Genomic DNA, 20,706 nt, shown 5'->3' on the forward strand with positions numbered 1-20,706 from the left:
TCGGCATGGCTCGGAGGTATCAGGACCGCGTCGAACCGGTCCCGGGGGCACTCACCACAGCCGAACCTCGGAGCGATGCTTGCCTCGGCCGGCCGAACTTAGCGTCGATCCTCATGAGCCGGAACATATCTCGCACCCTGATGTGCGTGGCAGCTGCCATCGTCGTCGTGACCGCCACGACGGGAGCAGCAACGTCGTCACCCACCGAGGACCGTCGCTCCCCCGTGGCACAGACCGTTCGTGCACTGGTCACCGAACCCGCCGAGGACGCTGCGTCGACCATCCCGAGCGACTTCGCAGACGTCATGGGCTACCGGCCCGCGGTGCAGGACGGGATGGCGAGCAATCCCGGCGGGGATTGCTCGTCCCCGATCCCACTGCCACCCGAGTTCGAGGCTGCGTGCCGAGCCCACGACCTGGGCTACGACCTCCTCCGTTACGCGAACGCGACGGGCACGACCGTCGACCCACAGTGGCGCAGGGCGATCGACGCCCAACTCGACAGTCGCATGCACGACGCCTGTCACCATCGCACCGACGACGGGTCCCGGCAGATCTGCGACGCAGCTGCGGTCGTGGCGGCAACGGCAGTCGACCTCAATTCCTGGCGACAATCGTTCGGTGCACCGGTCGCCGAACCCGCCATGCCCCTGACACTGTTCGGAGCCGTGCTGGCGCTGACGCTGCTGATCGCGTCCGTTGTCGCGCGGTACCGACGTGTGTCGATGACCCCGACCCGCACGGACCGACGCTGATGTCCACCACGGCCATCCCGGACCGCGAGGTCGAGACCCCAGTCGCATCGGATGTCGAGTCGCCCAACCGTCTTCGCTTGCCGAGACTCGGCACGTCGGTGTCCGTTGCAGCGGCTGTGGCGATCTCCTCGGCTCCGTCACTTCTGCCCCGCTCCGCCGTCACTGCGGCCCTGTTCACCGGATTCATGGTGGCACTCGCTCTGACGGTCGCATGTGCGGGCCGACGGGTGTTCGGGCCACGACGGCCCGCGTCGCTACGGCTACGAGCGTGGACCGTCGTCACTGCTGCATTGATCTCGGGCGTCGCGTTGGCCTCGAACATGCACTGGCAGAATCGATTACGAGCCGCGATGGACGTCGAGCCGGTGAGCTGGAGCTACGCCGTCGACGTTACCGGGGGTGCCCTGTGCGTTGCGCTCGTACTGTGCGGAGCCGGTAGCGCGCTCCGGCGAATCTTCTCCGCTCTGGGCCGGAACCGTTGCGTGGCACTGCTCGTCACGGTCGCTGCATTGTCGTACACCCTGGCCGTTCCGTTCGTGCGGTCCACTCTGTCGGCCTCGTACTCGGCCTCGAACTCGGCGATGGACGACGCAGTGGCCGCCCCGACATCGGAGACGAGATCCGGCGGTCCCGGATCCTCGGCACCGTGGCGCACGCTGGGACGCGAGGGCCGCGCGTTCGCGTCGGGAGGGCAGGATCTCGACACCGTACGCACGTACGTGGGACTCGAGTCGGCCGCGACACCGGACGAGCGTGTGGCACTGGCCGTCTCCGAGATGGAACGGGCTGGAGCCTTCGAACGCAGCGTCGTCGTGGTCGCGATTCCCACCGGGTCCGGCTGGGTGGACGAGAATGCGATCACCGGGGCCGAAAGAACGTTCGGCGGTGACGTCGCGACGGTGGCGGTGCAGTACTCCGACAAGCCGAGTTGGGCGACCTTCCTGTTCGCCGAGGACGACGCCCGCCGGTCCGCGAACGCCGTGGTTCGAGCGGTCGCCACACGAGCGGCGGCGGAGCCGACCACACCGAAAGTCGTCGTGTACGGCCAGAGCCTGGGTTCGGTTGCAGGAAGTGATGCGTACCTTGCCGTGCAACAGAACATTTCGTCACTCTGCGGGGCTGTCTGGGCCGGCCCGCCCGCGGGATCGGTCGACACCGACGGTGCCGCCGTCCTGGCCAACTCCTCGGACCCCGTCGCGCGATGGTCTCTCGATCTGTTGTGGTCGCCGCCGGATACGACGACGTTCACGATCGACGCCCCACGGCCGCCGTGGTTGCCTGTCGTCGGCTTCCTGCAGACGTCCGTCGACCTGCTCGCCGCATTGGATGTCACGTCGGGCCACGGCCATCGATACGGGACCGACCAAGGCGAGGCCATGGCTCGCTGCCGCTAACGAGAGGGGCCGCCGGAAAAGGGAGTGCTGGTCCGTCAGCCGAGCAGACCGAGCCGATTGCCGAGCCAGTCCATCTCCTGATCGAGCGCCGGCGCCCAGACCTGCATCGAGTGTCCTCCCGGCAGCTCGCTGTAGTGCACATCCATGCCCGCGGCGGCGGCTGCCCGGTAGGCCCGCTCGGTCTGCGGCCTGAACTCCTCGTCGTCGGCTCCGACGACGAAGGCACCGGCAGAGTCGGGAAAGCTGTTGCGGGAGAGCACGTTCAGCGGCGTAGAACGATCGAACCGATCCTCGTCGGCCGGTGTGTCCGCCCCGTACGCAGCAAGGACCGACTCCGCTCTGGTGCCACGACGTTGTTCGTCCTCACCGGAGATGTCGAGAAATGTGGGGTACGCCGACGGGTCCGTCGTCGCGAGCTGAAGGGCGCAGGTTCCGCCGTAGGAGTACCCGCCGACCGCCCAGGATCGCGGGTCCGAGGACACGTGGAGGTTCGACCGAACCCACTGCGGGACATCGACTGTCAGATACGTCGCAGCATTACCGAGGTCCGAATCCATGCACATCGGGTTGGCTTCGGTGTCCCCCAGCCCGTCGGCAACGACGACAACCGGGGCGACGCCGCCGTGACGTGCCGCGAATGCGTCCATCGTCTGCGGTAGTCGGCCACCTTCGATCCAGTCGACCACATGGCCGGGCTGTCCCGTGAGCAACACCAGTACCGGGAGGTCGTCCGCCCCGTCGTCGTACGCGGCCGGGAGATAGACCGTCGCCGGACGAGCACGGAACTGCGACACCGTGCCGGGCACCTCCACGTCGAACAACCGGCCGTGTCCTTCGACATGCACGACCGGTGTACGCCCGAGTGCCGACGCGGCCGTGGGGTACCGCGTCACCGTCAGGTTGGTCAGTACGGCGGTCGCCACCAGAAGCGCCGCTGCCAGGCCCAGTGCGCTCAGCCCACCGACGGGCGAGCCGAGCGGACGGCCACGGCGGATGCGAACCACGATCGCACCGGCGGCCACGATCGCCAGCACCGTGGCCGCCGCCAATCCGATGACCGGGACCGCTCCACCGAGCAAGGGCAGATGCGCCAACCGGGCGGCCCACCGATGCAGCACCTCGAACTACCGCAGATCGCCGCGGGCAACCTCGTACGCAGCGCCGACGCGGTAGAGCCGCTCGTCTGCGAACGCGGGAGCCATGATCTGCAGACCCACCGGCAGACCGTCCTCGGACGCCAGGCCGGACGGCACCGACATCGCGCAGTGGCCGGCGAGGTTGGTGGGCAGGGTGCACAGATCGTTGAGGTACATCGCCATCGGGTCGTCGACTTTGTCGCCCAACGGGAATGCCGTCGTCGGGGTCGTCGGCGATACGAGCACATCCACCTTCTCGTATGCCGCGTCGAAATCCTGCGCGATCAAGGTGCGGACCTTCAGGGCCGACCCGTAGTACGCGTCGTAGTAACCGGCCGACAGCGCGTAGGTGCCGATCATGATGCGGCGCTTGACCTCCGGCCCGAACCCCTGAGCGCGGGTGGTGGCCATGACCGACTCGGCGCTGTGGTGGCCGTCGTCGCCCGCACGCAGGCCGTACCGCATTCCGTCGAACCGTGCCAGGTTGGACGACACCTCGGACGGGAGAATCAGGTAGTACGCAGCCAATGCGTGGACGAAGTTGGGGCACGACACCTCGACCACCTCGGCGCCGAGCGAGGTCAATGCGGCCACGGCGGCGTCGAAGGACGAGATGACACCGGACTGATAGTTGTCCGAGTGCAACTCCTTGACCACACCCACCTTCACTCCGGTCAGGTCGCCGCGAGCGCCCTCTCGGGCCGCCTCGACGACGGGACGAACCGGGGTGTCGACCGACGTGGAATCCCGCGGGTCGTAACCCGCGATGACCTCGTGCAGCAACGCGGTGTCGAGCACCGTACGACCACAGGGGCCACCCTGATCCAGCGAGGAGGCGCAGGCGATGAGTCCGTACCGCGAGACGCTGCCGTACGTCGGCTTGGTTCCCACGGTGCCGGTCAGTGCCGCGGGCTGCCGGATGGATCCACCGGTGTCGGTGCCGATGGCCAACGGTGCCTGGAACGAGGCGAGCGCAGCCGCGCTTCCGCCTCCCGAGCCGCCCGGGATCCGGGTGGTGTCCCAGGGGTTCTTGGTCGGTCCGTACGCGGAGTTCTCGGTGGAGGAGCCCATCGCGAACTCGTCCATGTTGGTCTTACCGAGAACCGGAATGCCCGCGGCTCGCAGCTTCGAGGTCAGCGTCGCGTCGTACGGCGACACCCACCCGTCGAGAATCTTCGAGCCGGCGGTGGTCGGCATGTCGGTGGTGGTGAACACGTCCTTGAGCGCCAACGGCACCCCGGCGAGCGGTGAGGCCGGTGCCGAGCCCGCGGCCAGCCCGGCGTCGACGTCGTTCGCCGCGGCCAGCGCCTGCGCGCTCGCCACATGCAGAAAAGCGTGAAGGTCGCCGTCGACCTCGGCAATCCGATCCAGGTGTGCCCGGGTCACCTCCACCGCACTGACGTCACGCGAGTGGATACGGTCGGCGAGCTCGGACGCGTCGAGCTTGGTCAGGTCGGTCATTCGCTCTCTCCCAGAATCTGCGGCACCGCGAAACGGCCCTCCTCGGCATTCGGTGCTCCGGACAGCGACTGCTCCGGCGTCAGACCGGGAACGATCACGTCGGGACGCGTCACATTGACGATGTCGCTGGGGTTGGCTGTCGGCGCAACGTCGTCCGTCGCCACCTCGGCGACGGTCTTGACGTGATGGAGGATCGAATCCAACTGGCCGGCGAACTCGTCGAGTTCGGCGTCGCTGAGAGCCAAGCGCGACAGCCGGGCGAGGTGAGCGACCTCGTCGCGGGAGATATCGGGCACCGCGTAGACCCCTTTCACACAGTAGGAGTGGGGCCTGCAGGAACCGGCCCCGTATTTGCGCAGAGCGAACCGCACAGGTCCGCGAACGCGGTCCAGCCTAGTGCGCACCGTTTCGCCGACCTCACTCCCGGTCAGCGGTCTCGATCGGCCGCCGATCTCGCCCGCACGAGTGTCAGAATTGTCACGTCCCGCGTTGCGTGTCGAGCCGGCCAGGTCGAAGATGCAAAGATTGCTCGCGCCGGGGGTGCACAGTGTTCCCTGAACTACGCCAGACGTCGAAAGGGAGCGTGCCATGTCCTACCTGCTCCGCGTGCAGCTGCCCGACCGGCCGGGCAGCCTCGGATCGCTGGCCGTGGCCCTCGGCTCGGTCGGAGCGGACATCCTCTCGCTCGACGTCATCGAACGCGGCGACGGCTACGCGGTCGACGACCTGGTGGTCGACGTTGCGCCCGGTTCGCTTCCCGACACACTGATCACTGCAGCCGAGAACCTCACCGACGTCCGCGTCGACTCGATCCGCCCGTACACCGGCGTTCTCGACACCCATCGCGAACTGGAACTGATCGACCGGGTCGCAGCGGCATCCGACGACCGTCTGCAAGTTCTGGTCGACGGCGCTCCCCGCGTTCTGCGCGTGGGCTGGAGCACCGTGGTGGCCACCAACGCGCACGGTCCGTTCCGCCTGGTCGGTAGCCCGGGCGCACCCGAAACACACGCCGCCGAACTGCCCTGGTTCCCGTTGACCTCTCCCGCTGCACTCGACTCCGACGCAGACTGGGTACCTCAGGTGTGGCGGGACATGGACACCAAGATCGCTGCCGCTCCCCTCGGCACCACCGGCACCGTGCTGATGCTCGGCCGGCCGGGAGGGCCCGAGTTCAGGCCGTCGGAGGTAGCCCGGCTCGGTTACCTCGCCGGGATCGTCGCAACCGTCCTTACCTGATCACCGGAACTCGCCCGGTCTCCCCTACTGCTACGCGTCGGTGTCCGTCGTCGGCTCCGACACTGCGTCCGGGCCCTCGGTCAACAGACGCGTGAACCCTGCCTCGTCCAGGACCGGTACGCCGAGCTCGACGGCCTTGTCGTGCTTCGAACCGGGCGATTCACCGACGACGACGAACGCCGTCTTCTTCGAAACCGAACCTGCGGCCTTTCCACCCCGCAGCAAGATCGCTTCTTTGGCCTCGTCGCGCGAGTAGGAGTCGAGCGAACCGGTGACGACGATCGACAGGCCTTCCAGATTTCGCTCGATGGAGGCGTCTCGCTCGTCCTCCATCCGCACACCGGCATTCCGCCATTTCTCCACGATGGCCCTGTGCCAGTCGACCTCGAACCATTCGGACACAGCAGCCGCGATGGTGCCGCCCACCCCGTCCACCGCCGACAACTCCTCGACGGACGCTGCTTCGATGCGCTCGAGGCTGCCGAATTCTCCGGCGAGGGCTCGTGCAGCTGAGGGGCCGACGTGGCGAATGGACAGGCTCACCAGCACTCGCCACAGAGGCTGATTCTTGGCGGAGGACAGATTGTCGAGCAGTTTGCGCCCGGTGGCCGACAATGCGCCCGATTTCGTGCGGAAGATCGCAGTCTTCATCAGGTCTTCTTCGGTGAGCGAGAACAAATCGCCCTCGTCCTCGATCGCACCGGTGGCCAGAAGATCCGTCGCCGCTTCGTATCCGAGACCCTCGATGTCGAAACGCTGCCGTTCGGCCACGAAGAACACACGCTCACGGCGTTGCGCCGGGCAGAACTGCGAATTGGGGCAGCGCAGGTCCGCGTCGCCGTCCTTCGCCGGTGCCAACGGCGTCGAGCATTCCGGGCATTCGGTGGGCATGACGAATTCGGTCTCGTCGCCGGTCCTGGCGTCGACGACCGGGCCGAGCACCTCCGGAATGACCTCTCCCGCTTTGCGAATCGTGACGGTGTCACCGATCAGAACACCCTTGCGCTTGACCTCCGACGCGTTGTGCAGGGTCGCGAGAGACACCGTGGACCCCGCGACGAGCACCGGCGTCATGTACGCGAACGGAGTCACTCGACCGGTTCGGCCGACGCTGACGCGAATGTCCAGCAGGGTGGTGGTGACTTCCTCAGGTGGGTATTTGTACGCGATGGCCCACCGCGGTGCTCGCGACGTCGTTCCGAGCCGACGGTGCAACGACATCTCGTCGATCTTGACCACCAGGCCGTCGATCTCGTGCTCGACGTCGTGGCGGTGCTTGTCCCAGTACTCGACCTTCTCGACGACGGCATCGATGCCCTGCACGCGCGTCGTGTGGGTCGAGATCGGCAGACCCCACGCCTGCAGAGCCTCGTAGGCGTGCCACTGCGAATCGGGGGTGAAGCCGACCATCCGTCCGAATCCGTGACAGATCATGCCGAGACGCCGCTTCGAGGTCACGGCCGGGTTCTTTTGGCGCAGCGAGCCCGCCGCCGAGTTCCGTGGATTGGCGAACGGGGGTTTGCCCTCTTCGACGAGCGCCGCGTTGAGCGCCTGAAAGTCCTCGAGCCGGAAGAACACCTCACCGCGCACCTCGAGCAGCTCCGGAATCGGATATTCGGCGCTGCCGGTCAAGGTATCGGGGATGTCGTCGATCGTCCGAGCATTGAGCGTGACGTCCTCGCCGGTCCGCCCGTCACCTCGGGTCGCACCGCGCACGAGAGTGCCGTTCTCGTACACCAGGTTCAACGCCACACCGTCGATCTTGACTTCGCACAGGTAGTGCAGATCCGGACCGGCCTCGGTCTCGACCCGCTTGGCCCACGCACGGAGCTCGTCGTGATCGAACACGTTGTCCAAGCTCAGCATTCGTTCCAGATGGTCGACGGCGGTGAACTCCGTCGCGAAACCACCGCCCACGAGTTGGGTCGGTGAGTCGGCCGTACGCAGGTCCGGGTGGGCTTGTTCGAGATCGTTCAGTTCGCGCAGCAGGGCATCGAATTCACCGTCCGAGACGATGGGCGAATCACGTACGTAGTAGCGGAATTGATGTCCACGTACTTCCTCGGCCAGTGTCTGCCACCGCTCGCGGTCGGCAGGGGTGGCAGGATCGAGTTCGACTCCGGCAGCCTCGGCGGCATCGTCGGTTCCTGCAGGCAGTTCGGTCGGCTCAGGCACGTGACGAAGATTATCCGACGGCACCGACATCGAAACGATCCTGCGTCCGGAAGGCTATCTGCCCATCAGGCCCAGCAGCAGGGTGGCGGCGATCAACGCCACCGCGCAGATTCCGGCAGTCAGCGCGAATCCGGTCAGGAAGTCGTCGGAGTAGATACCGCCGAGGACGGAGGCCATCACCGAGAGCAGGACACCGGCGGGCAGACCGCGCCGCTGGGCGTCCGAGAGTCGATACATGTCTCGATCATCGCAGATCCCCGTGTCAGATCTCGTCGACGACCACACTGTTCCCGCCGGACTGCTTGGACCGGTACATCGCCGCGTCCGCCGTGCGAGCCGCTCGTCCCACGACGGAGGTGCCCACGTCCCACAGCGCGGAGTCCTCACGCAGCAGTGCCATACCGACGCTCGCCGTGACCGGAATGTCGTCCCGGTGGTCGCACAGCACGCGCACCACATCGACGCCGAGGTCGACGGTGCTCTGCGCATGTCCGACGACGGCCAGCAGAAATTCTTCGCCACCGGTTCGCGCGAGCACTCCGCCGTGGTGGCGGGCGAGTCTGCGCAGCCGATCCGCGACCCGGACGATGACCTCGTCGCCCCGGCTGTGGCCGTAGCGGTCGTTGACGGCCTTGAACTTGTCGATGTCGACCACCAGGAACGCCATCGACAGTCCGCGTTTGTTCGCGAGCTGCCACAGGTCGAGCAGTTCACTGTCGATACCGCGGCGGTTGTACACCCCGGTCAGAGGATCGAGTACCGACCGCTTGGCGTCGTTGGACAACGTCGTCCACGCCACCTGCGCGAACACCGGTACCGCCACCGTTGCCAGCAACAGCACCACCGTCGCCGTCGCGACCGCCGGTCCGTCGACGGCAACCACCTCGCCGTCCATCACAGCGAGGAACGTGCGAATACCGAAGCCGATGATGAACGTCGCCGTCCACACCAGGTGGGCCACGAGCAATCGAGGACTGAGGAAATACGTACAGAACGCTCCGGTGACGGCGAACAGCACCGTTCCGATCAAGGACGCGACCGGCGCGTACAACACCAGCACCGAGGTCGTCAGAATGTCGCCGAACGCCAGGAACCCGACGAAGAACTTCTTCCCGGGGATCGGGCCGAACACGCACCGTGCGGCAACGAGTACCTGCGTGAACAGGACGAAGAAGACCCACCCGATTGCCAGCGAGCCGGTGGGGCCGAGATCGCTGAACAACATGAGAATCGACGTGAGGGCATACATCAGGACGGCGGTGCCGAAGACGACCCGGATGATTCCCGTCAGTGGACGAGTGGACCGGTGGTTGAGGATCCATTCGAAGTCGTGCGGAGCCCGGTACCAATCCGACGTGGCGGCGGCGAGTTTGGCCATAACTCCGCGTCGATGCCGGCCGGAACGTCGGAGGGAGGCGACTTCATCGAAGCCGCGACCACCTGATGCCATGTACGAACTCCCACCGATTCAAAGCAGACCCCCGACGGCCGTGTGAATGATGTCACACCTGTTGTACGTCCCGAACGACCCGGGACGGAGCCGCAGGACGCTCCAGGCATTCCGACTCGGCACACTGTGTTTCGTCACAATGTCCCGGTCCGTGGTCACAACGATTCGGGTGCGTCCCGATAAGCCGCGACAACCTCGTGGGTGAGAGCCGTTGCTCGACGAGCCCACTCGGGCGTGCTTCCGGCCAAGCCGCAGGACGGCGTCACCGACACCTGCGAAGCGAGTATCGAACGATCGAAGCCGAGGCTGTCGACCAACTTCACACCGGGCTCGGCGCACTCGCGCCACAAGGGTGGTCGGTCCGGGGTTGCCGACGGCACCGATCCCAGTACGAGGGTCTTGCCGGCCTGGAGCAGCTCTCCCAGCGCATCGAGGTCGGTTCGGCGCAGCTCGTGTGCATCCACGGCCACCGCGACGGCTCGGGTTCGGCGCAGCAGATCGACGGGAGCTCCCCCGTCACAGCAGTGCACAGCGACCGGTAACGCGATGGTGTCGATCAGTGAGTCGAGCAGGTCCAGAACCTCCGGTTCCGGGATCGCGCGCACCGAGTCGATACCGGTGATCCCGGTCAGACTGCCCGCGAGAACGGCGGCGAGACTGGGTTCGTCGAGTTGGACCACCACGTTCGCCGAGAGTCTGCGTGCCACTTCTGCGCAGTGCAGGCGCAGCCCTTCGCCGAGGGATTCCGCGAAGTGCCGTAGAGCGCCGCGGTCGGTCAGCGCGCGGTGTCCGTGCCGCAATTCGACCTGCGCGGCCATGGTGAACGGTCCTGCAGCCTGCACCTTGATGGTCCGGCCGGCACCGCGTAGTCCCGCGACCTCCCACAGTTCCTCGAGCACGTCCAGATCCTCGGTGAGAAAGTCGGTCGCACGGCGACCGGCCAGCATCGGACGCGGTACGACGCGGTAGCCCGACGTCCGGACGTCGAGTTCGACGTCGACCATGATGGCTCCGGTGCGGCCGATCATGTCGGCACCGAGCCCGCGCCCTGGCAGTTCGACCACGTGTGGCAGTTCACCCAGCTCGCCGAGGACGATGGCGACGGCCTCACGAACGTCGGTGCCGGGCCACGAACCTATGCCGGTCGCCAGCCCTCCGAACGTGCTCGGGGTCACTCGCGCTCGGATCGGGTGCCCGAGATGGTCGAGCTGCCGATCACGATGTCACCGTGAATGTCCTTGCGGTACAACACCGCTGCCTGCCCTTTGGCGACACCGGTCAAGGGTGCCCGGAGCTGGATCTCCATCCCGTCGCCGACGGCCTCGGCAACCGCGTCGGTCAGCCCGCCGTGCGCCCGAACCTGTACGACGCATTCGATGGGCCCGGTGGGCGCGGTGCCCTCGGTCCACACTGCGCGGTCTCCGGTGATGGACCAGACGTCCAGCTTCTGCGCCGAACCGACCATGACGGTGCCGGTGTCCGGTTCGATCGAGGTGACGTAGCGCGGACGGCCGTCCACGGCCGGTCCTTCCACCCCGAGACCCTTACGCTGGCCGATGGTGAAGCCGTGCACACCGTCGTGGTCCGCCAACTCGGCTCCGGTCTCGGAGTCGACGACCTTGCCGGGACGAACGCCGATGTGTGCGCCGAGGAAGGCCCGGGTGTCGCCCGAGGGAATGAAGCAGATGTCGTGACTGTCCGGCTTGTCGGCGACGGCGAGACCCCGCTCGGCTGCTTCCTCGCGGATCTCGGACTTGGGGGTGTCGCCGATGGGGAACATCGCACGCGAGAGCTGCCCGCGGTTCAGGACGGCCAGCACGTAGGACTGATCCTTGTCGGCGTCCACCGCACGCCGCAGAACTCCGTCGTGCAGTTGCGCGTAGTGCCCGGTCGCGACGGCGTCGAAGCCCAGTGCCAACGCGCGGTCCGCGAGCGCGGAGAACTTGATCTTCTCGTTGCACCGCAGGCACGGGTTGGGAGTCTCCCCCGCGGCGTACGAGGCGACGAAGTCGTCGATGACGTCTTCTTTGAACCGATCCGCGAAGTCCCAGACGTAGAACGGTATTCCGAGGACGTCGGCAGCTCGGCGTGCATCCCCGGCGTCTTCTTTCGAGCAGCACCCGCGAGAGCCGGTCCGCAGCGCCCCGGGAGCGGTGGACAGCGCCAGATGAACGCCCACGACGTCGTGCCCCTCGTCGACGGCTCGAGCCGCGGCGACTGCGGAGTCGACTCCCCCGCTCATGGCAGCAAGAACACGCATCAGCGATTTCCTCCTCGAGCTCCGACGCCGGCGAGTCCGGCGGCACGAGCACGTTCGACGACCTGCGGCAGGGCCGCAAGCACAGTGGTGATGTCCGAATCGGACGAGCCGGTTCCCAAAGAGAACCGAAGGGATCCGCGGGCCACGCCCGGATCGCACCCGAGCGCGATCAGAACATGGCTCGCGCTCGCCACACCCGCCGTGCAGGCGGATCCCGTCGAGCATTCTATGCCCGCGGCGTCGAGAAGCATCAACAGCGAATCCCCCTCGCACCCGGGGAAGGTGAAGTGCACGTTTCCGGCGAGCCGCCCGTCGCCCTCCGGGCCGTTGAGGATGGCGTCGGGCACCACCTCGCGAACCCCGGTGATGAGTCGATCACGCAACGCGCGAGTTCGTTCCCCGTGCAGCGACAGATTCTGCACCGTCGAGCGCAGTGCGGCCGCCATCGCGACGACGCCGGCCGTGTCGGGCGTGCCGGACCGGACGTCACGTTCGTGACCACCACCGTGGAACAGCGGCACGCACGGGACCTGACGGCCCAGCAACAGGGCTCCGACGCCCTGCGGGCCCCCGAACTTGTGCGCGGCGATACTCAGGGCGGAAAGACCGCTGTCGGCGAATCCCACTGGTAGGTGCGGTACGGCCTGCACGGCGTCGCTGTGCATCGGAACGCCGTACTCCGCGGCCACCGCTGCGAGTTCGACGATCGGCATGACGGTGCCGATCTCGTTGTTGGCCCACATGACCGTCACCAGCGCGGTCTCGTCTGCGTGCAGAGCCAGCTCGGCGCGCAGCACATCGGGGGTGACCCGGCCCTCGTCGTCGACCGGGAGCCAGGTGACAGTCGCCCCTTTGTGCGCGACGAGCCACTCCACCGCGTCGAGCACGGCGTGATGCTCCACCGAGCTGGCGATGATCCTGGTCAGTGCGGCGTTCGAGTCTCGACGGGCCGAGAAGATGCCCTTGACGGCGAGATTGTCGCTTTCGGTACCACCGGAGGTGAAGATCACCTCGGACGGGCGCGCACCGAGGTCCGCGGCGATCGACTCGCGAGATTCCTCGACCCGGCGACGGGCGGACCGGCCCGAGGTGTGCAGCGACGATGCGTTCCCGACGGTGCCGAACACGGAGTTCATCGCCTCGATCGCACACGGCAACATGGGAGTGGTCGCGGCGTGATCGAGGTACACCGATGGCTGCGGCGGGGTGGGGGCAGGCGTACTGCGCACAGAAGGCATAACGCGCTCGACGATACCCGGTCGAGCGACCGCGGACCTACCTGCGCGAGGTGGGTCCACGGTCGCCCGGGTCAGCTGCGAATCAGGCGGCTGCAACCGTCGGCGCGCTGGGGCTTCGCTCGGCTTCGGCCATCACTTCGTGCACCGCCGGGTCGTAGACGTCCTTCCGGGGTCGTTCCGCAGGCTCCACTCCGTCGTCGCGTCGAATCGCCACCTCGCAGCGCCGCGCGAGGTCGTGTCGATCGCCGCCGGGCGCTTCCGGGGCGGTGAACTCGACCTCGGCGCGCAGTCCGGCGAGCCGGAAGATGCGGCCGATCGACGCTCCGATCGTCTCGTCTCCGACGAAGCACGTCGCGGTGGTCGGTTCGCCGTGTCGATCGAGATAGCGCAGCCGGATGGGCTGCACCCACGTCTCGGAATCGATGGCAGCCTGCAACAGAGCCGGGCGAAGCGATCCGTAGGCCAACCCACACCAGGTGGTGGCCTCGGGGAACACCACGACCGAAGCGCCCGCGCGGATTCGGTCGGCAACCTGGTCGACAACGGCCGGGAGCTCACGCAGTCGTGCGCGATCGATGGGGAGCACCTTCATCGCCCGGGCCAGTCGCCCGAGCAGCGGCCAGTCCACCAGATCGGCTCGCGCAACGAACGTCGACGGGCGCACTGCCGTGAGGACGACGACGTCGGTCCACGAAATGTGTCCGGAGACGTGCAGGGCACCACCTGCCGTACGCGACCGCTCTCGCTCCGAGCGTGTATCGAGCACGGTGAGATCGATGCCGATGGCCGATAGCAGCATCCGAGCGCCCAGCCGCGTCAACGCGTGCCGAACCCGGGGAAAGGGCACCCCCAGGACGACCAACAGCGGCAACAGCGCGAAGGCCGCGATTGCCGCAGCGATGCGCAGAACGAGGACGATTCGACGCACCGTGGGCGGATTCTTCGGCAGACACCCGTCACTGCACGGCGAGGACGGCATCCAGGCGTGTGCGCGAACCAGGGGTTGCGTCATCGGGCACCCGACTCGAATGTCGTTGCTGCAGAACGAAGACGGTCCAGATACCTGGTGTTGGCCTCGTGCAGGCCGAGGAGCGCGACGAAATCCGCCACTCCGAATTCCGGGTCGTGGGCGGGCTCACCGCAGATGGAGGCACCGAGCCGGAGGTAACCGTTCATCAACGGCGGCATGGACGTTCGCTTCGCCGCCGGAATGTCGAGGAGATCGACGCCGTCGACGACCACGGGGTTGTAGGGCACGACCCGCCTGTCGACCGCTGTCGCGTGTCGATCCAACAGCCGGTCGCGAACACCACGCACGTTGGCCCCGACCGCTTCCCCGGGAGCCGATTGCATCGGAACCGACACGCAACCCATCACCCACTCGTATCCCGTCACGTCGAGGTAGTGCAGGATTCCCGCCCACATCAGGCCGAGGACCGACCCCGATCGGTGGTCGGGATGCACAGCAGCCCTGCCCATTTCGACGATGTTCGTTCCGACCGGATCGAGCGCGGAGATGTCGAATTCGGTTGCGGTGTAATAGCCGCCTGCCGACACCGCGGCCTGCGGCGGCAACATGCGATAGCAACCGACGAACGTGTCGGTCCACTGGTCGCGAACGAGAAGGTGGTCGCAGAAATCGTCGAACCGGTCGGCGTCCAGACCGTCCGTGTCGGTGGGTATGGCAAAGCCGGGCTCGGAGGCGAACACGTCGTAGCGCAGGCGCTGCGCCGCGAGTCGGTGTTCGGGGTCGGTGGACAACACGAGCGAATAGCGGTCGGTGGCCGGGACGATCGATGCGGTCGAGCTCATGACGGAAGTGGTCATGAGGTGTGTCTAACGAGCGGGGAAGACTACCGGGCATCGCCGAGGAGAAGTGTCGGAAGAGTTTGCATGAACACGATTGCGCCCGTCGAAACGCGACGGGCCCCCACCGCAATCGCGATGAGGGCCCGTCGAGCAGAGATTTTCGCCGAGAGGCTATCCCTTGTGCTTCTTGACGGCCTCGGTCAGCTGAGGCGCGACGTTGAACAGGTCACCGACGATGCCGTAGTCGGCGATCTCGAAGATGGGTGCTTCCTCGTCCTTGTTCACCGCGACGATGGTCTTCGAGGTCTGCATGCCGGCACGGTGCTGGATGGCTCCGGAAATGCCGAGTGCAACGTACAGCTGCGGGGAGACGGTCTTGCCCGTCTGGCCCACCTGGAACTGGCCCGGGTAGTAACCGGAGTCCACGGCGGCACGCGAGGCACCCACTGCGGCACCCAGCGAATCTGCCAGATCCTCGACGACGGTGAACTTGTCGGCGCTGCCGACGCCACGTCCACCGGAGACGACGACCGTTGCTTCGGTCAGTTCCGGACGGTCGCCGCCGACGATCGGGTCACGCGAGGTGACCTTGACGGTGCCCTCTTCCTGCGCCGGGACGTCGACGGTCTCGCGGGTTCCCGCTCCGGCCTTCGGCTCTGCCTCGACTGCGCCGGGGCGCAGCGAGAGGACGGGGACGTCGCCGTTGGCCTTGGCCTCGACGGTGAACGCACCACCGAAGATGGAGTAGACGGCACTGCCGTCGCCGTTGATAGCGACGACGTCGTTGTGGTAGCCCGAGCCCAGACGGGCGGCGAGGCGGCCGGCAACTTCCTTGCCCTCGATCGTCGCTGCGGTGATGATCGCCGCAGGCGAGACCGACTCGGCCAGGGACGACAGGACGTCGACCTTCGGCGTGACGAGAAAACCGTCGACGTCGTCGGACTCGGCGACGTAGATCTTCTCGGCACCGGCCTCGGTCAACGCGTCGGCGACCTTGTCGGCGGTACCGACCGGGCCGGTGACGACCGCGGACGGCTCACCCAGTGCGCGGGCCGCGGTGATCAGCTCGGAGCTGACCTTCTTCAGTGTTCCTTCGACGTGCTCCACGAGCACGAGTACTTCTGCCATGACTTTGCTCCTCGTTGGTCTTCGATTGCTCGGTGGGGCGGGATCAGATGATCTTCTGGCCTACGAGGTAGGTGGCGATCTTGTCGCCGCCGTCGCCCTCGTCGGTGAGCCGCTCGCCGGCAGTCTTGGGAGGCTTGGGGGTGGACGAGGTGACCGTCGTTCCGGCGTTGTCGACGCCGACGATGCCGTCCTCGACACCGATGTCGGCCAGAGTGATGGTCTGCACCGTCTTCTTCTTGGCGGCCATGATTCCCTTGAACGACGGGAACCGCGGCTCGTTGATCTTCTCGGTGACGCTCACGATGGCGGGCAGCGTGGCTTCGAGTCCGAAGATGCCCTCGTCGGTCTCGCGCTCGCCGGTGACCTTGCCGTCTGCGACGGACAGCTTGCGCAGCTGCGTCAAGGCCGGGATCTGCAGGTATTCGGCGATGATCGCCGGAACTGCGCCGGTGCGGCCGTCGGTGGCCTCGTTACCCGCGATGATGAGATCGGCAGGCTCGTCGTTCTCGAACGCGACGTTGCCCAGTGCCGCAGCCAGGGCGTACCCGGTCTGGATGGCGTCGGAGCCGTGCAGGCTCGGGTCGTTGAGGTGTACCGCGCTGTCCGCGCCCATCGACAGAGCCTTGCGGATCGCGTCGGTGGCGCGATCGGGGCCTGCGGACAGAACCTTGACCTCACCGCCCTGAGCTTCCTTGATGAGCAGGGCTTCTTCGACGGCCCGCTCGTTGATCTCGTCGAGAACGGCGTCTGCAGCCTCGCGATCGAGGGTGTAGTCACCGTCGCTGAGCTTGCGCTCGGACCATGTGTCTGGAACCTGCTTGATCAAAACAACGATGTTCGTCATGGGTCTGCGTCGACCTCCTGGTCATGTTCTGCTGATCGTGAGTGTTCTAACGATTGCTGCAAGTCGAACGGTTGGTGCAGTTCTACGTTCCGCTACGAGGTTACCCCACCGTAGTTACTGGTGGGTAACTTACCTCCCTGCCCGGTCGACCATACATCCGCACCCCGACTGTTATGGAGACCACGTTGGCTTACCTCATCGCCGGAGGCACTAACCTTCCGTCGGTGAACGATTCATCGGCTCGGACACCGGCACCGGAACCACTCCCCCTCACCGGCGAGCGGACTGTGCCCGGCATCGCCGAGGAGAACTACTGGTTCCGCCGTCACGAGGTGGTCTACCGTGCCCTCGCAGAGCGGTGCCGCGACCGCACGGTGCTCGAAGCCGGATCGGGAGAAGGCTACGGAGCCAACATGATTGCCGAGGTTGCGGCCTGCGTCGTCGGCCTCGACTACGACGTCTCGGCCGCGACGCACGTCCACGCGCGCTACCCCGCGGTGACGATGGTGCGCGGCAATCTCGACCGCCTTCCGTTCGCGGATTCCTCGGTCGGCGTCGTCGTCAACTTCCAGGTCATCGAACACCTCTGGGATCAAGGAGCGTTCCTGGCCGAAGTGCACCGCGTCCTCGAGCCCGGCGGCACGCTGTTGATCAGCACACCGAACCGCATCACCTTCTCGCCCGGACGCGACACTCCCCTCAACCCCTTCCACACCCGCGAACTCGACGCGGCAGAACTGACCGAGTTGCTCGTCGCCGCCCGCCTCGAGGTCACCGAGCTCACCGGAGTCCGGCACGGCAGCACGCTGGCCGCCCTCGACGCCAAACACGGCGGATCCTTCATCGACGCACAGATCGAACGAGCACTCGCCGGTGAACCCTGGCCTGCCGAACTCGCCGAGGACGTCGCCGCGATCACCATCGCCGACTTCGACATCGCGGCCGATCGAATCGACGACAGCCTCGACCTGGTCGCCGTCGCCCGAAAGAGCTCGGCTGCGGTGATCGGGTGACATCCGGTGCCACCGTGCCGGGCATGTTCTCCCTCGTGCTGCACTCCCACCTGCCCTGGTTGGCCAATCACGGCAGGTGGCCCGTCGGCGAGGAATGGCTGTACCAGTCCTGGGCCGACTGCTACCTCCCACTGACCGCGGCACTGGAACGGCTGGCCGACGACGGTTACGCCGACGTCCTCTCGCTCGGCGTCACCCCGGTACTCGCGGCCCAGCTCGACGATCCACATTGCCTGGCCGGCATGCACCATTGGCTCGGAAACTGGCAGCTACGCGCGCACGAGGCAACCGACCCCGCGCTCTCGATACGTGAACACCGGGCATCCGCCGCAGCTCTGGACCGCTTCGAGACGCGATGGCGACACGGCGGCTCGGCAGTACTTCGTCCGCTGATCGACACGGGCATCGTCGAACTGCTGGGTGGGCCGCTCGCGCACCCGTTCCAACCGTTGCTCGACGAAAGACTGCGGCGGTTCTCCCTGAGCGAGGGCCTACGCGACGCCGCCGCCCGATGGGGCACCACTCCCCGCGGCATCTGGGCACCGGAATGCGGATTCACCCCCGGTATGGAAACCGAATACGCGGCCGCAGGCGTCTCGCACTTCATGGTCGACGGCCCCGCCATGCGGGGCGACACCTCCCTCGGCCGGCCCGTGTGGGATTCGGACGTCGTCGCGTTCGGGCGCGATCTCCCGGTCAGCTACCGCGTCTGGTCACCGAAGTCCGGCTACCCGGGCCACGGTGCCTACCGGGATTTCCACACCTACGACCACGCGACCGGACTCAAACCGGCCCGGGTGACCGGCCGCACCGTCGACTCGAACGACAAGGCTCCCTACGAACCCGAGCGTGCCACGGCAGCAGTGGATCGTCACGTCGCCGACTTCGTCGACGTGGTGCGTCGGCGCTTGATCTCCGAATCCGAGCGGATCGGCCGCGATGCCGTGGTGGTGGCCGCGTTCGACACCGAACTGTTCGGACACTGGTGGCACGAGGGGCCACAGTGGCTCGAAAAGTTGATGCGCGCCCTGCCCGCCGCGGGAGTCACCGTCGGAACGCTGAACGATGCCCGGGAACGGGGATACGTCGGAGCCCCACTCGAACTGCAGGATTCTTCCTGGGGATCGGGCAAGGACTGGCGCGTGTGGGCGGGCGACGACGTCGCCGACCTGGTGAAGCTCAACGCCGAGGTGTCCCGGACCGCGCTCGATGCCGTCGACGCCTCCCGTGCCGTCCGAAGCCGGGCGGGTGGCCCCGAACTGCGCAATCGAGTCGACGATCAGATTCTGCGTGAGACACTCATGGCCGTGGCCAGCGACTGGGCGTTCATGGTCAGCAAGGACTCCGCGGCCGGATACGCCCGAGAGCGAGCTCACGTCCACGCACATGCGCTACGTGAAATCGCTGCCGCGCAGCAGCACCCGGCCCGAGCCGAAGAATTGGCACGGCAATGGAATCACGCAGACGGACTGTTCGCGGCGCTGGACGCACGCAGACTGCCCGGTGCACGCCGAGAAGGCCCAGGGGGGGCGTAGATGAGAGTTCTGATGGTGTCGTGGGAGTACCCACCCGTCGTGGTCGGCGGGCTGGGTCGCCACGTTCATCACCTGGCGACCGAGCTGGTGCGCTGCGGGCACGAGGTCGTCGTTCTCTCTCGCCGACCCACCGGCACCGACGCGTCCACCCATCCCACCTCCCACCACATCGAGGACGGCGTACTGGTGGTCGCCGTCGCCGAGGATCCGGCGCACTTCGTGTTCGGAGAGGACATGCTCGCGTGGACTCTGGCGATGGGGCACGCCATGGTGCGGGCAGGGGTCGCCCTCGGTAAACCCGGCCTCGGCGACGGCTGGCAGCCCGATGTCGTCCACGCCCACGACTGGCTGGTCGCGCACCCGGCCATCGCTCTGGCGGAGTTCTACGACGTGCCGCTGGTCTCGACCATCCATGCCACCGAGGCCGGACGCCACAGCGGCTGGATCTCGGGCACCGTCAACCGCCAGGTCCATTCGATCGAACGGTGGCTCGCGAACGATTCCGACGCGATCATCGCGTGCTCGGCGTCGATGAAGGACGAGGTCACAGCCCTGTTCGACGTCGCCGAGTCGACGGTCTCGGTCATTCACAACGGCATCGACGGATCCGCGTGGAGTTTCCGACGCCGACAGCCCCGCTCCGAGCCCGCGAAATTGCTGTTCGTCGGTCGTCTGGAATACGAGAAGGGCATCCAGGACGCCATAGCCGCTCTGCCACGCGTCAGACGAAGTCACCCCGGCACCACGCTGCACATCGCCGGCGAAGGCACTCAGTTCGGGTGGCTGGCAGGTCTGGCACGCACCCACCGCGTCGCCAGGTCGGTGTCGTTCCTCGGCAACCTGAACCACTCCGATCTGCTCGGATGGCTGCACGGCGCCGACGCCATCGTCCTTCCCAGCCGGTACGAACCCTTCGGCATCATCGCCCTCGAGGCCGCGGCAGCAGGCATTCCGTTGGTGGCATCGACGGCCGGCGGACTCGGCGAGGCGATCGTCGACGGCGTCACCGGGCTGTCCTTTCCGCCGGGTGATGTGGCCGCGCTGACGGCGGCGGTGCGGCGGGTGTTGGACAACGCCGATGCGGCGCAGGAGAGAGCCGTCGCCGCTCGGGAACGTCTCACCGTCGACTTCGACTGGAAGCACGTCGCGGAGTCGACGGCTCGGGTGTACCTCGAAGCCAAGCGCAAGGTTCGCCATCCGCTGGGTCGCCCGCACATCGTCGAACGCGCCCTGCCCGATCGCAGCTGACCCCATGTGAGTGGAACCTCG

General features: G+C 66.9%; 19 protein-coding genes. 6 read left to right on the forward strand and 13 right to left on the reverse strand.

From position 1 onward, the window contains the following. Positions 1-113: 113 nt before the first annotated feature. Both AB0P23_RS04215 and AB0P23_RS04220 read left to right on the forward strand, forming a co-directional pair. Positions 114-755, forward strand: a complete 642-nt coding sequence (locus AB0P23_RS04215; RefSeq protein ID WP_032407037.1) for a hypothetical protein — start codon at positions 114-116, stop codon at positions 753-755. Then, positions 755-2,149: an alpha/beta-hydrolase family protein gene (locus AB0P23_RS04220; protein WP_057474112.1), complete on the forward strand. Its 1,395-nt coding sequence runs from the start codon at positions 755-757 to the stop codon at positions 2,147-2,149. Before AB0P23_RS04215 ends, AB0P23_RS04220 begins: the two co-directional genes overlap by 1 nt. A 35-nt stretch (positions 2,150-2,184) precedes the next feature. Here AB0P23_RS04220 and AB0P23_RS04225 read toward each other — a convergent pair whose 3' ends face one another. Genes AB0P23_RS04225 through gatC form a run of 3 tightly spaced genes read right to left on the reverse strand, consistent with a single transcriptional unit; the run spans position 2,185 to position 5,042 of the window. Continuing rightward, positions 2,185-3,267: an alpha/beta hydrolase-fold protein gene (locus AB0P23_RS04225; protein WP_363796865.1), complete on the reverse strand. Its 1,083-nt coding sequence runs from the start codon at positions 3,265-3,267 to the stop codon at positions 2,185-2,187. A gap of 6 nt (positions 3,268-3,273) precedes the next feature. Then, positions 3,274-4,746 (reverse strand): Asp-tRNA(Asn)/Glu-tRNA(Gln) amidotransferase subunit GatA, encoded by a 1,473-nt coding sequence (gene gatA / locus AB0P23_RS04230; RefSeq protein WP_206497939.1) that lies wholly within the window; start codon positions 4,744-4,746, stop codon positions 3,274-3,276. Next, positions 4,743-5,042, reverse strand: coding sequence for an Asp-tRNA(Asn)/Glu-tRNA(Gln) amidotransferase subunit GatC (gatC, locus tag AB0P23_RS04235; RefSeq protein WP_027496634.1), 300 nt, complete (start codon positions 5,040-5,042; stop codon positions 4,743-4,745). The genes gatA and gatC overlap by 4 nt, the downstream gene beginning before the upstream one ends. Before the next feature lie 292 nt (positions 5,043-5,334). Between gatC and AB0P23_RS04240 the strand changes: the two genes are divergently transcribed. Further along, complete coding sequence (locus AB0P23_RS04240; RefSeq protein WP_027496633.1) at positions 5,335-5,985, forward strand: amino acid-binding protein; 651 nt, start codon at positions 5,335-5,337, stop codon at positions 5,983-5,985. 30 nt (positions 5,986-6,015) lie between these two features. Here AB0P23_RS04240 and ligA read toward each other — a convergent pair whose 3' ends face one another. The 10 genes from ligA to AB0P23_RS04290 form a co-directional block, all read right to left on the reverse strand. Next, a complete protein-coding gene (gene ligA, locus AB0P23_RS04245) occupies positions 6,016-8,190 on the reverse strand; it encodes an NAD-dependent DNA ligase LigA (protein ID WP_094695454.1) in 2,175 nt (724 codons plus the stop codon). Positions 8,191-8,214: 24 nt separating this feature from the next. After that, positions 8,215-8,397 carry a hypothetical protein gene (locus tag AB0P23_RS04250; protein ID WP_027496631.1) on the reverse strand — a complete coding sequence of 61 codons (183 nt, stop codon included), beginning with the start codon at positions 8,395-8,397 and terminating at the stop codon, positions 8,215-8,217. 25 nt (positions 8,398-8,422) lie between these two features. Continuing rightward, a complete protein-coding gene (locus tag AB0P23_RS04255) occupies positions 8,423-9,538 on the reverse strand; it encodes a GGDEF domain-containing protein (protein ID WP_032387469.1) in 1,116 nt (371 codons plus the stop codon). 227 nt (positions 9,539-9,765) lie between these two features. Then, complete coding sequence (locus tag AB0P23_RS04260) at positions 9,766-10,785, reverse strand: methionine synthase (protein WP_027496629.1); 1,020 nt, start codon at positions 10,783-10,785, stop codon at positions 9,766-9,768. After that, on the reverse strand, positions 10,782-11,870 hold the full coding sequence (mnmA, locus tag AB0P23_RS04265; RefSeq protein WP_027496628.1) for a tRNA 2-thiouridine(34) synthase MnmA: 1,089 nt from the start codon (positions 11,868-11,870) through the stop codon (positions 10,782-10,784). Before mnmA ends, AB0P23_RS04260 begins: the two co-directional genes overlap by 4 nt. Continuing rightward, positions 11,870-13,108 (reverse strand): cysteine desulfurase family protein, encoded by a 1,239-nt coding sequence (locus AB0P23_RS04270; protein WP_287451584.1) that lies wholly within the window; start codon positions 13,106-13,108, stop codon positions 11,870-11,872. The genes mnmA and AB0P23_RS04270 overlap by 1 nt, the downstream gene beginning before the upstream one ends. Positions 13,109-13,190: 82 nt before the next feature. Continuing rightward, positions 13,191-14,120: a lysophospholipid acyltransferase family protein gene (locus AB0P23_RS04275; RefSeq protein ID WP_052061544.1), complete on the reverse strand. Its 930-nt coding sequence runs from the start codon at positions 14,118-14,120 to the stop codon at positions 13,191-13,193. Next, the gene (locus AB0P23_RS04280) at positions 14,117-14,935 is read right to left on the reverse strand and encodes a GNAT family N-acyltransferase (RefSeq protein WP_287451587.1); all 819 of its coding nucleotides are present in this window, start codon (positions 14,933-14,935) and stop codon (positions 14,117-14,119) included. Before AB0P23_RS04280 ends, AB0P23_RS04275 begins: the two co-directional genes overlap by 4 nt. A gap of 153 nt (positions 14,936-15,088) precedes the next feature. Further along, positions 15,089-16,045, reverse strand: coding sequence for an electron transfer flavoprotein subunit alpha/FixB family protein (locus AB0P23_RS04285; protein WP_032370761.1), 957 nt, complete (start codon positions 16,043-16,045; stop codon positions 15,089-15,091). Between the two features lie 43 nt (positions 16,046-16,088). After that, positions 16,089-16,889: an electron transfer flavoprotein subunit beta/FixA family protein gene (locus AB0P23_RS04290; protein ID WP_027496624.1), complete on the reverse strand. Its 801-nt coding sequence runs from the start codon at positions 16,887-16,889 to the stop codon at positions 16,089-16,091. Positions 16,890-17,062: 173 nt separating this feature from the next. Here AB0P23_RS04290 and AB0P23_RS04295 point away from each other — a divergent pair, with 173 nt between their 5' ends. Genes AB0P23_RS04295 through AB0P23_RS04305 form a run of 3 tightly spaced genes read left to right on the forward strand, consistent with a single transcriptional unit; the run spans position 17,063 to position 20,685 of the window. Next, positions 17,063-17,902, forward strand: coding sequence for a class I SAM-dependent methyltransferase (locus tag AB0P23_RS04295; protein ID WP_032366359.1), 840 nt, complete (start codon positions 17,063-17,065; stop codon positions 17,900-17,902). 23 nt (positions 17,903-17,925) lie between these two features. Continuing rightward, a complete protein-coding gene (locus tag AB0P23_RS04300; RefSeq protein ID WP_052061558.1) occupies positions 17,926-19,437 on the forward strand; it encodes a glycoside hydrolase family 57 protein in 1,512 nt (503 codons plus the stop codon). Continuing rightward, positions 19,438-20,685, forward strand: coding sequence for a glycosyltransferase family 4 protein (locus AB0P23_RS04305; protein WP_363796868.1), 1,248 nt, complete (start codon positions 19,438-19,440; stop codon positions 20,683-20,685). Positions 20,686-20,706: the final 21 nt, after the last annotated feature.

The sequence above is a fragment of the Rhodococcus sp. NPDC077669 genome (genome assembly GCF_040686915.1).
Classification (GTDB): Bacteria; Actinomycetota; Actinomycetes; order Mycobacteriales; family Mycobacteriaceae; genus Rhodococcoides; species Rhodococcoides fascians.

Excerpts from the sequence above, each read along its gene's own strand:
- AB0P23_RS04255 (WP_032387469.1), bottom strand. The coding sequence starts at position 9,538 with ATGGCCAAACTCGCCGCCGCCACGTCGGATTGGTACCGGGCTCCGCAC.
- AB0P23_RS04215 (WP_032407037.1), top strand. The coding sequence starts at position 114 with ATGAGCCGGAACATATCTCGCACCCTGATGTGCGTGGCAGCTGCCATC.
- ligA (WP_094695454.1), bottom strand. The coding sequence starts at position 8,190 with ATGTCGGTGCCGTCGGATAATCTTCGTCACGTGCCTGAGCCGACCGAA.
- AB0P23_RS04270 (WP_287451584.1), bottom strand. The coding sequence starts at position 13,108 with ATGCCTTCTGTGCGCAGTACGCCTGCCCCCACCCCGCCGCAGCCATCG.
- mnmA (WP_027496628.1), bottom strand. The coding sequence starts at position 11,870 with ATGCGTGTTCTTGCTGCCATGAGCGGGGGAGTCGACTCCGCAGTCGCC.
- AB0P23_RS04305 (WP_363796868.1), top strand. The coding sequence starts at position 19,438 with ATGAGAGTTCTGATGGTGTCGTGGGAGTACCCACCCGTCGTGGTCGGC.
- AB0P23_RS04295 (WP_032366359.1), top strand. The coding sequence starts at position 17,063 with ATGGAGACCACGTTGGCTTACCTCATCGCCGGAGGCACTAACCTTCCG.
- AB0P23_RS04280 (WP_287451587.1), bottom strand. The coding sequence starts at position 14,935 with ATGACCACTTCCGTCATGAGCTCGACCGCATCGATCGTCCCGGCCACC.
- AB0P23_RS04285 (WP_032370761.1), bottom strand. The coding sequence starts at position 16,045 with ATGGCAGAAGTACTCGTGCTCGTGGAGCACGTCGAAGGAACACTGAAG.
- AB0P23_RS04220 (WP_057474112.1), top strand. The coding sequence starts at position 755 with ATGTCCACCACGGCCATCCCGGACCGCGAGGTCGAGACCCCAGTCGCA.
- AB0P23_RS04290 (WP_027496624.1), bottom strand. The coding sequence starts at position 16,889 with ATGACGAACATCGTTGTTTTGATCAAGCAGGTTCCAGACACATGGTCC.
- AB0P23_RS04300 (WP_052061558.1), top strand. The coding sequence starts at position 17,926 with ATGTTCTCCCTCGTGCTGCACTCCCACCTGCCCTGGTTGGCCAATCAC.
- gatA (WP_206497939.1), bottom strand. The coding sequence starts at position 4,746 with ATGACCGACCTGACCAAGCTCGACGCGTCCGAGCTCGCCGACCGTATC.
- AB0P23_RS04240 (WP_027496633.1), top strand. The coding sequence starts at position 5,335 with ATGTCCTACCTGCTCCGCGTGCAGCTGCCCGACCGGCCGGGCAGCCTC.
- AB0P23_RS04275 (WP_052061544.1), bottom strand. The coding sequence starts at position 14,120 with ATGACGCAACCCCTGGTTCGCGCACACGCCTGGATGCCGTCCTCGCCG.
- AB0P23_RS04250 (WP_027496631.1), bottom strand. The coding sequence starts at position 8,397 with ATGTATCGACTCTCGGACGCCCAGCGGCGCGGTCTGCCCGCCGGTGTC.